General features: G+C 66.6%; 11 protein-coding genes. 9 read left to right on the top strand and 2 right to left on the bottom strand.

The window, feature by feature from the left end; all coding sequences use genetic code 11:
* Positions 1-37: 37 nt before the first annotated feature.
* On the bottom strand, positions 38-1,885 hold the full coding sequence (gene ilvB, locus ABSH63_RS11200; RefSeq protein ID WP_352889808.1) for a biosynthetic-type acetolactate synthase large subunit: 1,848 nt from the start codon (positions 1,883-1,885) through the stop codon (positions 38-40).
* A gap of 111 nt (positions 1,886-1,996) precedes the next feature.
* On the opposite strand from ilvB, the gene ilvN reads away from it, so the two are divergent.
* The 7 genes from ilvN (at position 1,997) to ABSH63_RS11165 (ending at position 8,975) form a co-directional block, all read left to right on the top strand.
* The gene (gene ilvN / locus ABSH63_RS11195; RefSeq protein ID WP_352889807.1) at positions 1,997-2,500 is read left to right on the top strand and encodes an acetolactate synthase small subunit; all 504 of its coding nucleotides are present in this window, start codon (positions 1,997-1,999) and stop codon (positions 2,498-2,500) included.
* Between the two features lie 69 nt (positions 2,501-2,569).
* Positions 2,570-3,586, top strand: coding sequence for a ketol-acid reductoisomerase (gene ilvC, locus ABSH63_RS11190; protein WP_352889887.1), 1,017 nt, complete (start codon positions 2,570-2,572; stop codon positions 3,584-3,586).
* 96 nt (positions 3,587-3,682) lie between these two features.
* On the top strand, positions 3,683-4,459 hold the full coding sequence (pssA, locus tag ABSH63_RS11185; protein WP_352889806.1) for a CDP-diacylglycerol--serine O-phosphatidyltransferase: 777 nt from the start codon (positions 3,683-3,685) through the stop codon (positions 4,457-4,459).
* A gap of 269 nt (positions 4,460-4,728) precedes the next feature.
* Positions 4,729-6,420 carry a 2-isopropylmalate synthase gene (gene leuA / locus ABSH63_RS11180; RefSeq protein ID WP_352889885.1) on the top strand — a complete coding sequence of 564 codons (1,692 nt, stop codon included), beginning with the start codon at positions 4,729-4,731 and terminating at the stop codon, positions 6,418-6,420.
* Between the two features lie 58 nt (positions 6,421-6,478).
* Complete coding sequence (locus ABSH63_RS11175; protein WP_352889804.1) at positions 6,479-7,267, top strand: uracil-DNA glycosylase; 789 nt, start codon at positions 6,479-6,481, stop codon at positions 7,265-7,267.
* Positions 7,264-7,731 carry a ribosomal protein S18-alanine N-acetyltransferase gene (rimI, locus tag ABSH63_RS11170; RefSeq protein WP_352889803.1) on the top strand — a complete coding sequence of 156 codons (468 nt, stop codon included), beginning with the start codon at positions 7,264-7,266 and terminating at the stop codon, positions 7,729-7,731. Before ABSH63_RS11175 ends, rimI begins: the two co-directional genes overlap by 4 nt.
* The gene (locus ABSH63_RS11165) at positions 7,728-8,975 is read left to right on the top strand and encodes an MFS transporter (RefSeq protein ID WP_352889801.1); all 1,248 of its coding nucleotides are present in this window, start codon (positions 7,728-7,730) and stop codon (positions 8,973-8,975) included. The genes rimI and ABSH63_RS11165 overlap by 4 nt, the downstream gene beginning before the upstream one ends.
* Here ABSH63_RS11165 and ABSH63_RS11160 read toward each other — a convergent pair.
* On the bottom strand, positions 8,941-11,061 hold the full coding sequence (locus ABSH63_RS11160) for an oxidoreductase (RefSeq protein ID WP_352889800.1): 2,121 nt from the start codon (positions 11,059-11,061) through the stop codon (positions 8,941-8,943). The two genes, ABSH63_RS11165 and ABSH63_RS11160, sit on opposite strands and share 35 nt — an antisense overlap.
* Positions 11,062-11,162: 101 nt before the next feature.
* On the opposite strand from ABSH63_RS11160, the gene ABSH63_RS11155 reads away from it, so the two are divergent.
* Both ABSH63_RS11155 and ABSH63_RS11150 read left to right on the top strand, forming a co-directional pair.
* A complete protein-coding gene (locus ABSH63_RS11155) occupies positions 11,163-11,963 on the top strand; it encodes a crotonase/enoyl-CoA hydratase family protein (RefSeq protein ID WP_352889799.1) in 801 nt (266 codons plus the stop codon).
* 10 nt (positions 11,964-11,973) lie between these two features.
* Positions 11,974-12,207 carry a hypothetical protein gene (locus ABSH63_RS11150; RefSeq protein ID WP_352889891.1) on the top strand — a complete coding sequence of 78 codons (234 nt, stop codon included), beginning with the start codon at positions 11,974-11,976 and terminating at the stop codon, positions 12,205-12,207.
* Positions 12,208-12,209 lie beyond the last annotated feature (2 nt).

Raw genomic sequence — 12,209 nt, 5'->3', positions numbered from 1 at the left:
CGCATTGGCCGCGACGTCGCCGCCAAACGGCTCGGGTTCAGAACATCTGCGTGGAGGTCACGTCGACCTTTTCCGGCGCGACGGCGCTGCGCGACGGAATCCAGTCGCCGGTGATCATCTGCTCGTAGGACATGCCGGGGCCGACCATCGGGTAGACCGAGGCCATCGGGTCGATGATGACCTCGAGGAAGGCCGGGCCGTCGAAGGCGATGAACTCGGCGATAGTTTGTGAGAGCTGCTCTTTTTCCTCGACGCGCCGCGCGAAGCGATAGCCGTCGGCCTCGGCGGCTTTGACGAAGTCTTTGCGGTGCAGGCTCTTGTCAGAGCCGGCGTAGCGACTGTCGAAGAACAGACGCTGCCATTGCTTGACCATGCCGTCGCCGAAGTTGTTGAGCACGACGATCTTTACCGGCAGGTCATAGGTGGTGACCGTTTCCAGTTCGCCGAGGTTCATGCGGATGCTGGCGTCGCCGTCGATGTCGATGACGATCTTGCCCGGCCGTGCGAACGCGGCGCCGATCGCCGCCGGCAGGCCGAAGCCCATCGTGCCCATGGAACCGGAGGTCAGCCACAGGCGCGGCTGGCGAAAGTCGAAGTATTGCGCAGCCCACATCTGGTGCTGGCCGACGCCGGTGGCGACGATGGCCTCACCCTTGGTGAGCTTGTTGATCTCTTCGATGACCGCGTGCGGCTGGATGTGATGGCCGCCGCGCTCGTAGTTCATCGCGTAGGTCTTCTTCAGATCGGCGATGTGCGCGTGCCACTCGGCGTAGTCCGGCTTGAAGCCCTGTGCCAGCGCGTACTCGCGCAGTGCCGCCAGCGCCGGCACCAGTTCGCCGACGTGATGCCAGTGCACGCGCTTGACCTTGTTGATCTCGGACGGGTCGATGTCCAGGTGTGCGATCCACTTGGCACTGCGCGCGAACTTGGCCGGCACGCCGGCGACGCGATCGTCGAAACGCGCGCCCACCGCGATCAGAAAATCGCAGTCGTCGGTGGCGTAGTTGGCATAGGCGGTGCCGTGCATGCCGAGCATCTTCAGACACAAGGGGTCGGTGGTGTCGTAGCAGCCGATGCCCATCAAGGTCGTCGTCACCGGGATCCCGAACGTCTGCGAGAACTCACGCAGCGCCGCCGAGGCCTCGCCGTGGATCACGCCGCCGCCGGCGTAGATCAGCGGGCGCCTGGCCTGGCGCAGCATGTCCAAGAAGCGCGCCGCGGATTCCTCGCCGATGCGATTGTCCTGGATCGCCTTGAGCCGCGCGCGGTAGCCGGGGATGGGCAGCACGCCCTGTCCACGGAACGGCCCGGACCAGTTCTGCACGTCTTTGGGAATGTCGATCACCACCGGGCCGGGGCGGCCGGTGCGCGCGATCTCGAAGGCGGTGCGCACCGTGGCTTCGAGCTGCTTGGGATCGGTGACGAGGAACACGTGCTTGGCGGCCGAACCCATGATCGAGCTGATCGGCGCTTCCTGGAACGCATCGCTGCCGACCGCGGCGGTGGGCACCTGGCCGCAGATGACGACGATGGGGATCGAATCGGCCATGCAGTCACGCACCGGCGTCACCGTGTTGGTGGCGCCGGGGCCGGACGTGACCAGACACACACCGACCTTGCCCGAAGCGCGCGCGTAACCGGCGGCCATGAAGCCGGCGGCCTGCTCGTTGGCCGGCACGATCAGCGGCATCGGATCGCTGCCGTCGGCACGGCGGTGTTCGGCGTTGTAGCGGAACACCGCGTCGTAGGTCGGCAGGATCGCGCCGCCGGAGTAGCCGAATACGACGTCGACCCCCTCGTCCGCCAGGATCTGTACGACGATCTCCGCGCCGGTCAGGATCCGGCCTGCGAGCGGGTGGCGGACGGCGGGTGCGGCGGCGTTCATCGGGGCGGCGGCTCCGTGCGGCGATGAAGAAAATCAGGCGATGTTAGCTTGATTTCGCAGTGCAGCAAAGCGATGATGCGCGCCCCCGGGGATACACCGCGCCGATCCGCGATGCGTCACATCATCTCCATCCTGCTGCAGAACGAGGCCGGCGCGCTGGCGCGCGTCGCGGCGATGTTCTCGTCGCGCGGCTACAACATCGACTCGCTGTCGGTCGCGCCCACGCACGATCCGGCGGTGTCGCGGCTGACGCTGGTGACCAGCGGCTCGGACGCGGTGATCGAGCAGATCATCAAGCAGGCGCGCAAGGTGATCGACGTCGTCGAGATCGTCGATCTGTCGAGCACCGATCATCTCGAATGCGAGCTGCTGATGCTCAAGGTCGAGGTCACCGACGCCGAGTCGGCGCGCAGCATCGTCGAATGTGTGCGCCGGCATCGCGCGGCGATTCTCGACGAGTCCGAGAGCACGCGCATGATCCAACTCGCCGGTACCGGGCAGGAGGTCGACACCTTCGTCGGCGAGATCGAGAAGCTCGGTCGCATCCTCGAACTGGTGCGCTCGGGCGTCGCCGCGATGCAGCGCGGTCACGCGGTGCTCGCAGTCCCGGCTTGATGTCCCGTACGCGGCCGCGTGGCCGTGTTCGTCAGTGTTCACTTCAGTTCGCGGAGCCAAGACATGTCCATCAACGTCTACTACGACAAAGACGCCGACCTCTCCATCATCCAGTCGAAGAAGGTCGCCATCGTCGGCTATGGCTCGCAGGGCCATGCCCACGCGCTGAACCTCAAGGACAGCGGCGTCGAGGTCGTCGTGGCGCTGCGTCCGGGTTCGGCCAGTGCGAAGAAGGTCGAGGCCGGCGGCCTGACGGTCAAGCGCGTCGCCGAGGCCTGTGCCTGGGCCGACGTCGTCATGGTGCTGACGCCCGATGAGTTCCAGGCCGAGCTGTACAAGAACGAGATCGAGCCCAACATCAAGAAGGGGGCGGCGCTGGCGTTCGCGCACGGCTTTGCGATCCACTACAACCAGGTGGTGCCGCGCGCGGACCTCGACGTGATCATGGTCGCGCCCAAGGCGCCCGGGCATACGGTGCGCAGCGAGTACGTCAAGGGCGGCGGCATTCCCGACCTGATCGCGGTCTATCAGAACGCGAGCGGCAGGGCCAAGGAGCTGGCGCTGTCCTACGCCTCGGCGATCGGCGGCGGTCGCTCCGGCATCATCGAGACCACCTTCAAGGACGAGTGCGAGACCGACCTGTTCGGCGAGCAGGCGGTGCTCTGCGGCGGCGCGGTCGAGCTGGTCAAGGCCGGCTTCGAGACCCTGGTCGAGGCCGGCTATGCGCCGGAGATGGCCTACTTCGAGTGCCTGCACGAGCTCAAGCTGATCGTCGACCTGATGTACGAGGGCGGCATCGCGACGATGAACTACTCGATCTCCAACAACGCCGAATACGGCGAGTACGTGACCGGTCCCAAGGTCATCAACGCCGAATCGCGCAAGGCGATGAAGCAGGCCCTGCACGACATCCAGACCGGCAAGTACGCCAAGGCCTTCATCGCCGAAGGCAAGCTCGGGTATCCCGAAATGACCGCGATGCGTCGCCTCAACGCCGCGCACCCGATCGAACAGGTGGGCGCCAAGCTGCGCGCGATGATGCCGTGGATCGGCAAGAACAAGCTGGTCGACAAAGAAAAGAACTGAAGCCTGCGGCTGGGCTTCCAGTCAGCGGTTTCCATTTTGCGGAACGAGCCCGTCCGTGACTGGAAACTGGAAACTGGAAACTGGAAACTGGCGGGCATGAACGAATCGAACGCCATGCCCGCCACTGCCCAGTCCCGCCGCAAGGGCATCTATCTACTGCCCAACCTGTTCACCACCGGCACGCTGTTCGGCGGTTTCTACGCGATCGTGCAGGCGATGGGTGGGCGTTTCGAGGCGGCGGCGGCGGGCATACTCGCGGCGATGGTCGCCGACGGGCTGGATGGCCGCATCGCGCGGCTGACCAACACGCAGAGCGATTTCGGTAAGGAGTACGACTCGCTGTGCGACATGGTCGCTTTTGGCGTCGCCGCGGCCATCGTCGTCTATGCCTTCAGCCTGCATCACTTCTCCGAATACAAGTGGCTCGGCGGCAAACTCGGCTGGGCGCTGGCCTTCCTGTTCGCCGCCTGCGCGGCGCTGCGCCTGGCGCGCTTCAACGTGCTGACCGCGATCGCCGGCAGCAACAAGGATTTCTTCGGCCTGCCGAGCCCGTCGGCGGCGGCCACCGTGGTGTTCTTCGTCTGGGCCGCGCACAGCTGGGGCCTGGACGGTGAAACCGCGCTGCTGCCAGCGTCGATCCTGACACTGGGCTGCGCGCTCCTGATGGTCAGCAACATCCGCTACGCGAGCTTCAAGCAGGTCAAGCTGTCGCGGCGCGGACCGTTTCTGTACATGGTGCTGTTCGTCGGCATCTTCACGCTGATCCTGATCAACCCGCCGAACGTCTTGTTCTGGGGCTTTTTCGGCTACACGCTGTCAGGGCCGGCGCTGACGCTGTGGCGGCGCTACCGCCGAACGAGCGCCCTGGCCTGAGCGGTACCGCGCGGCCTGCGAGCGGGATTGGCAGCGCTGGCGCACATCGTCTATATTCGCTGGCCATGCGCTTCGTCTGCAGCCAATCCATCCTTCGCACTGCGGCTCTGTCCCGCGGTCTTGGCCTGCTTCTGCCGTAAGGCAGACCATACGCGCCGCGCCGCGCACGGGGCCGAAACCGTGCAAACCCCAACCCTTACCCTCCGACGAGCCTGCCCACGCCGCTTGCGTCGCAGAGCCGTCAACCCGGCGAGGACCTTGCCATGCCGATGTTGAAAGATCCCTCCATCAAATACCGCCGCTTCGAGCCGGTGCATTTGCGTGACCGCAGTTGGCCGGATGCGGTGATTTCCAAGGCGCCGATCTGGTGCAGTGTCGATCTGCGCGACGGCAATCAGGCGCTGATCGAGCCGATGGACCGCACGCGCAAGCTGCGCATGTTCGAGCAGCTCGTGAAGATCGGTTTCAAGGAGATCGAGGTCGGTTTCCCCAGCGCCTCGCAGACCGAGTTCGACTTCATCCGCCATCTGATCGAAAAGGATCTGATTCCGGACGACGTCACCATTCAGGTGCTGACGCAGTCGCGCGAGCCGCTGATCCGCCGCACCTTCGAGGCGCTCGAGGGTGCCAGGCGCGCGATCGTGCACTTCTACAACGCGACCGCGCCGGTGATGCGGCGCGTCGTGTTCAACATGAGCCCGGAGCAGGTCATCGACGAACTGGCCGTGCGGCACGCGAAGCTGATCAAGCAGCTCGCCGCCGAGAATCCCGGCACCGACTGGCGCTTCGAATACTCGCCGGAGATGTTCTCCGGCACCGAGCTGGAATTCTCCAAGCGCATCGTCGATGCAGTCAGCGCGGTGTTCGAGCCAACGCCCGAGAGGCCGTTGATCATCAACCTGCCATCGACGGTCGAGCACTCGACGCCGAACATCTTCGCCGACATGGTCGAATGGATGCATCGCAACATCGAGCGGCGCGAGGCCATCGTGCTGTCGATCCATCCGCACAACGATCGCGGCACCGGCACCGCCGCCGGCGAGTTCGCGCTGATGGCCGGTGCCGATCGCATCGAGGGCTGCTTGTTCGGCAACGGCGAGCGCACCGGCAACGTCGACATCGTCAATCTGGCGCTGAACATGTACACCCAGGGCGTGGACCCGGGCCTGGACTTTTCCGACATCGACGCGGTGCGTCGCACCGTCGAGTTCTGCAACCAGCTTCCGGTGCATCCGCGTCATCCCTACGTCGGCGATCTGGTCTACACCTCGTTTTCCGGCTCGCACCAGGACGCGATCAAGAAGGCCTTCGCCGCGCGCAAGGACGGTGACGTCTGGGAGATGCCCTATCTGCCGATCGATCCCAAGGACCTGGGCCGCAGCTACGAGGCGGTGATTCGCGTCAACTCGCAATCGGGCAAGGGCGGCATCACCTATCTGCTCGAAACCGAGTACGGCCTCAACCTGCCGCGGCGCCTGCAGATCGAGTTCAGCCAGGTGGTGCAGGTGGCGATGGACGAAAGCGGCAAGGAGATGACCGCCGAGGACATCGGCCGCATCTTCGCGCGCGAGTACTTCGACGCGGTCGCGCCTTACGGTTACGTCTCGCACCATCTGGTCGAGGATTCGACCCGTGACGAGGTCGAGCTGGCCACCGAGATCCGCGTCGACGGCCGCGCGCAGAAGCTCAAGGGCCGCGGCAACGGGCCGATCGATGCGTTCATCTCTGCCTTGTCGCAGCTCGTCGGCGAGCCGATCGCGGTGCTCGATTATCACGAGCATTCGATCGGTGCCGGCGCCGATGCCGCCGCGGTGACCTACATCGAGATGAAGCTCGGTGACGGCAAGCCGCTGTTCGGTGTGGGCCGCGATGCCAACATCGTCACCGCCTCGCTTAAGGCGATCCTGTCCGGGGTGAACCGCGCGCTGGCGCAGCGGCGCGAACAGCGGCGCGCGGCCTGAGCATCGGCGCCGGTTCCGTAGCCCGCGGTCTTTCGAGCGGCGGCTACAATCGGCGCCCATGGACGCGGCCCGCCGCCAGCACTACCTGCGACTGCTCGGGATCGAGACCTGGGCCTTGCGCGGCGCCCAGCAGGCGCCGGCAGCCGTGACGCCGATTGCAGAGCCGCAAGCGCACGCCGAGATTCGTCAGCCGATGTCGCGCAAGACCGCAGCGCCTGCGCCGCCCGCCGCCGTGCCGACGGCGCTCGCCGCGGGCTCACGCGAAGTGCCGGCCGACTGGTCCGGTTTGCGCGCGATGGTCAAGGACTGCCAGGCCTGTAAGCTGTGCGCGACGCGCACGCAGACGGTGTTCGGCGTCGGCAGCGAGGCGGCGCCGCTGATGGTGATCGGCGAGGGGCCGGGCGCGGATGAAGATGCCCAGGGCGAACCCTTCGTCGGCCGCGCCGGCAAGCTGCTCGACGAGATGCTCAAGGCGATCGGCCGCTCGCGCAAACAGGCCGCGCCGGATCAGGCGGTGTTCATCGCCAACGTGGTCAAATGCCGTCCACCCGGCAACCGGGACCCCGAGGCCGACGAGGTCGAGGCCTGTCGGCCGTATCTCGATCGGCAGATCGAGCTGGTGCAGCCGAAGCTGATCGTCGCGCTCGGCCGCGTCGCCGCGCAGCGCCTGCTCGCCACCGATGCGCCGCTGTCGAAGCTGCGCGGGCCGCTGCATCGCTACGGTCCGACCGGCACGCCGGTCTTCGTCACCTACCACCCGGCCTACCTGCTGCGCAGCCCGCGCGAGAAGGCCAAGAGCTGGGAAGACTTAAAGCGCATCCACCGTCATCTCGCGGAGACCGCTTGAGCGCGCAGCTCGAACCCGCCTGGCGTCTGCACCCGATGCGTGCCGAGCATCTGCCCGAGGTGCTCGCGATCGAGACGGCGTCCTACGACTTTCCATGGACCGAGGGCATCTTCCGCGACTGTCTGCGCGTCGGCTACAGCGCCTGGGTGGTGACCGATCGCGATGACGCGGTGCTGGCCTACGCGCTGATGAGCATGGCGGCCGGCGAGGCGCACATCCTCAATCTGTGCGTCGCGGCGTCGCAGCGCCGCCGGGGCCTTGCGCAGTTCCTGCTGCGGCATCTGATCATGGTTGCGCGCGCCGCGGCGGTGAATCTGGTCCTGCTCGAAGTGCGCAAGTCCAATCTCGCGGCACGGGCGCTGTACGCCGGTTTTGGTTTCCGACCGCTGGGCGAGCGTCGCGGCTACTACCCGGCGCACGGCGGTCGTGAGGACGCGCTGGTCCTGGGGCTGGATCTGACATGACGAGGCGCCGGCAACAGTGGTCCTGGGCGCTCTACGACTGGGGCAACTCCGCGTTCGCGACCACGGTGATCGCCGGCTTCTACCCAATCTTCTTCAACGAGTACTGGGCGGCCGGCGTCGAACCGCAGACGCAGACGCTCTACCAGGGCCTGACCGCGACGCTCGCCAGCATCGTCGTGATGCTGCTGGCGCCGTGGCTGGGCGCCATCGCCGATCGTCGCGCGGCGAAGAAGCGCTTGCTCGGTGCCTTCACGGCGATGGGCGTGGTCTCCACCGCCGCGCTCTACCTCGTCGGCCAGGGACAGTGGGGCTGGGCGATCGCGTTGTCCGTCGTCGGTCGTATCGGCTTCTTCGGCGGTCTGTCGTTCTACGACGCGCTGCTGGTCAACGTCGCTCGGCCGCACGAGATGGATCGCGTGTCCGCGCTTGGCTACGGTCTCGGCTATCTCGGCGGCGGCGTGCTGTTCGCGGTCAATGTGGCGATGGCGCTCAAGCCGCAGTGGTTCGGCCTCGCCGACGCCGCGATCGCGACGCGTGTGGCCTTCGTCATGGTCGCGCTGTGGTGGCTGCTGTTCGCGCTGCCGCTGCTGTGCAACGTACCGGAAGGCGCGCCACGCGCGGGGCAGAGCGGCTGGCGCGAGCTCGTGGCGACGCTGCGCGAGATTCGCCAGCACCGGCCGGTGTGGCTGTTCCTGATCGCCTACTGGCTGTACATCGACGGCGTCGACACCATCATCGTCATGGCGGTCGACTTCGGCATGAAGCTGGGCTTTGCGTCGAGCAACCTGATCGCCGCGCTACTGATGGTGCAGTTCATCGGCTTTCCGGCCGCGATCTTCTTCGGCTGGCTCGGCGATCGCATCGGCACCCGGCGCGCGATCTTCGTGGCCCTGGGTGTCTACGCGGGCGTGACGCTATGGGCGTACTTCCTGCAGACGGTGACGCAGTTCTACCTGATGGCCGCCGCGATCGGCTGTGTGCAGGGCGGCATCCAGTCGCTGTCGCGTTCGTACTACGCGCGCCTGATTCCGGCGGACAAGGCCGGCGAGTTCTTCGGCTTCTACAACATGATGGGTAAGTTCGCGGCGGTGCTCGGGCCGACCGTCGTCGGCGTCGCCGCCCAGATCAGCGGCAGCCCGCGGCTGGCGATCCTGACCCTGCTGGCCTTTTTCATCGTCGGCGGCGTGTTGCTCGCACGCGTGCCGGACGCTAAAGCGTCGCCGCCAGCCGCGACGCCTGGTTGATCGCGCGCTTGGCGTCGAGCTCGGCGGCGACGTCCGCGCCGCCGATCAGATGCACCTTCACGCCGGATGCCTGCAGCGGCGCCTGCAGCTCGCGCAGCGGCTCCTGTCCGGTGCACAGCACGATGGTGTCGGCTTCGATCAGCGTCGGCTTCTCGCGTTTCTCGCCAAACGTGACGAACAGGCCGCGCTCGTCGATGGACTCGTAGTTCACGCCGCCGATCATCTCGACCTGCTTCATCTTGAGCTGCGTGCGGTGGATCCAGCCCGTGGTCTTGCCCAGGCGCTTGCCCAAGGGTTCGGCCTTGCGCTGCAGCAGCGTGACCTTGCGCGCCGGCGGCGCGATCTCCGGCCGGCTCAGGCCGCCGCGCGAACGTTCGGGATCGTCGACGCCCCATTCGCGATTCCAAGCGTCGAGATCCAGCGTCGGCGAATGGCCGTCGTGCACCAGGTATTCGCAGATGTCGAAGCCGATGCCGCCGGCCCCGATCACGGCGACGCGCCGGCCCACCGGCTTGCCGTGCTGCAGGACGTCGACGTAGCTGAGCACGCGCCCGGCCTTCTGCTGGGCGTGCTGGCCCGGGATCTTCGGATCGCGCGGAATCACGCCGGTGGCGAGCAGCACCTCGTCGTAGCCGCCGTCGATCAGCCGCTTCGCATCGACGTAGGTGTTCAGGTGCAGGCCGACCCCGGTCAGCTCCAGCTTGCGGCGGAAGTAGCGCAGGGTCTCGTGGAACTCCTCCTTGCCGGGAATGCGCTTGGCCATGTTGAACTGACCGCCGATCTCGGCGGCGGCGTCGAACAGCTCGACGCTGTGGCCGCGCTCGGCGAGCACGGTCGCTGCGGCAAGGCCGGCGGGACCGGCGCCGACGACGGCGATGCGCTTGCGCGTCGTGGTCGGCACGTAGTTCAGCTCGGTCTCGTGGCAGGCGCGCGGATTGACCAGACAGCTCGCGGTCTTGGCGCGGAAGGTGTGATCGAGACAGGCCTGGTTGCAGGCGATGCAGGTGTTGATCTCGTCGGCGCGTCGTTCGCGCGCCTTCTTCACGAACTCGGGGTCAGCCAGCAGCGGTCGCGCCATCGACACCATGTCGGCCTGACCCGTGGCGAGAATTTCCTCGGCCACCGCCGGATCGTTGATGCGGTTGCTGGCGCACACCGGGATGCGCACATGATCCTTGAGTTTCTGCGTGAGCCAGGCGAAGGCGGCGCGCGGCACCGAGGTCGCGATCGTCGGGATGCGCGCCTCGTGCCAGCCGATGCCGCTGTTGATGAGAGTCGCACCGGCCTTCTCGATCGCGATGGCGAGCTGAACCGTCTCGTCCCAGGTCTGGCCGTTGGGAATCAGGTCGAGGATCGACAGCCGGTAGATGATGATGAAATCGGGGCCGACCGCCTCGCGCACGCGCGCGACGATCTCCACCGGCAGGCGCATGCGTTTCTCGAAGCTGCCGCCCCAGGCGTCCGTGCGCTGGTTGACGTGCTCGACGAGGAACTGGTTGATGAAATAGCCCTCCGAGCCCATGATTTCCACGCCGTCGTAACCGCCTTCGCGCGCCAGCGCCGCGCAGCGCGCGAATGCGCGGATCTGGCGCTCGACGCCGCGGCTCGACAGCTCGCGCGGCGCAAACGGCGTGATCGGCGACTTGGCGCGCGATGCCGACACCGAGATCGGCGTGTAGCCGTAACGGCCGGCGTGCAGGATCTGCAGCGCGATCTTGCCGCCCTCGGCGTGCACCGCATCGGTGATCTGCCGATGCGCACGCGCCTCGCCGTGCGTCGTCAGCTTGGAGGCGAACGGAAACAGCCAGCCTTCGATGTTCGGCGAGAAGCCGCCGGTGACCATGAGCCCGACCTCATTGCGCGCGCGTTCGGCAAAATAGGCCGCGAGTCGCGGGAAGTTCTTCCTGCGATCTTCGAGCCCGGTGTGCATCGAGCCCATCAGCACGCGGTTGCGCAACGTGGTGAAGCCGAGATCGAGCGGTTGCAGCAGATGCGCATAGGGATGCGTCTGGGGATGACGGCTGGCCAAGGAAAACTCCCTCAAGAAGGCTGGCTTCGGATGCGCGATGGTAGCGCCGCTTGCCATCCCGGCCTTGGCCGTAATGCGCATTTTTCGCGGCGGTGCGGTCATGCAGCGCCGGGCGTGCTGGGCGAGAATCACCCCTTTCCCGACCGGATCCGCCGATCATGAACGACCGCGTGCGCATCGAACTGAGCAATGGTATCGCCGAGGTGGTGATGAGCCGCCCCGAGGCGATCAACGGCCTCGACTACGACATGTTCACCGGCCTCGTCGATGCGGCGAAGCGGATCGGTCGCGACCGCAGCGTGCGCGCGGTGATCCTGCGCGGAGAAGGGCGCGGCTTTTGCGCCGGACTCGACTTCAAGTCCTGGGGGCGGCAGCGCGGTCGCATGCTGCGCAGCTTCATGAAGTGGGGTGTGAAGAAGACCAACTTGTATCAGGAGGCGGCCTACTGCTGGCGACGTCTGCCGGTGCCGGTGATCGCCGTCGTACACGGCGTCTGTTACGGCGGCGGCCTGCAGATCGCACTCGGTGCGGACTTTCGCTTCGCCACGCCGGATGCCGACCTATCGATCATGGAAGCCAAGTGGGGGCTGATTCCGGACATGAGCGGCAGCGTCACGCTGCGCGAGCTGTTGCCGATGGATCAGGCGCTGCGCCTGACGATGACCGGCGAACGCTTCAGCGGTACGCGCGCCAAGGAACTCGGCCTGGTCACCGAGGTGAGCGACGATCCGCTGGCCGCGGCGCGCACACTCGCCGGTCAGATCGCGACACGCTCACCGGATGCGGTGGCGCTCGCCAAGCGGCTGTTCCACCGCAGTTGGACGGTGTCCGAGCGCCGCGCGTTTCGCATCGAGAGCGCGTTGCAGCTCAAGCTGCTGCTCGGGGGCAACCACAAAGAAGCAGTCAGCGCCAACATGGAAAAGCGCGCACCGCGCTTTGCGCCGCGCTCGGTGAACTGAAGAGGTGAGCATGTATCCGGACGACGGGCCGCGCAGCGGCGAATACATCCCGGGCGGTCGCGGCGCGAACGCCGCCTGGCAGACGCGCGTGCAGTTCATTCGCGTACCGGCCATCCGCGCGATCGGCTTCGGCACATCGCTGGCGATCGCCATCAGCTACGTGCACAACGAATCGATCGGCTGGGCGATCGTGCACGGCCTGCTGTCGTGGTTGTTCGTGATCTACGCGGCGCTGTTTTACTGAGC

Origin of the sequence: Sinimarinibacterium thermocellulolyticum, assembly GCF_040327995.1 — a bacterium.
In the GTDB taxonomy this organism is placed as follows: Bacteria; Pseudomonadota; Gammaproteobacteria; order Nevskiales; family Nevskiaceae; genus Solimonas; species Solimonas thermocellulolyticum.
This window is presented reverse-complemented; position numbering and strand designations above follow the sequence as displayed.

Bases quoted from the DNA above. Each gene is read 5' to 3' on its own strand.
- ilvB (WP_352889808.1), bottom strand. From the start codon at position 1,885: ATGAACGCCGCCGCACCCGCCGTCCGCCACCCGCTCGCAGGCCGGATC.
- ilvN (WP_352889807.1), top strand. From the start codon at position 1,997: ATGCGTCACATCATCTCCATCCTGCTGCAGAACGAGGCCGGCGCGCTG.
- pssA (WP_352889806.1), top strand. From the start codon at position 3,683: ATGAACGAATCGAACGCCATGCCCGCCACTGCCCAGTCCCGCCGCAAG.
- leuA (WP_352889885.1), top strand. From the start codon at position 4,729: ATGTTGAAAGATCCCTCCATCAAATACCGCCGCTTCGAGCCGGTGCAT.
- ABSH63_RS11175 (WP_352889804.1), top strand. From the start codon at position 6,479: ATGGACGCGGCCCGCCGCCAGCACTACCTGCGACTGCTCGGGATCGAG.
- ABSH63_RS11165 (WP_352889801.1), top strand. From the start codon at position 7,728: ATGACGAGGCGCCGGCAACAGTGGTCCTGGGCGCTCTACGACTGGGGC.
- ABSH63_RS11160 (WP_352889800.1), bottom strand. From the start codon at position 11,061: ATGGCAAGCGGCGCTACCATCGCGCATCCGAAGCCAGCCTTCTTGAGG.
- ABSH63_RS11155 (WP_352889799.1), top strand. From the start codon at position 11,163: ATGAACGACCGCGTGCGCATCGAACTGAGCAATGGTATCGCCGAGGTG.
- ABSH63_RS11150 (WP_352889891.1), top strand. From the start codon at position 11,974: ATGTATCCGGACGACGGGCCGCGCAGCGGCGAATACATCCCGGGCGGT.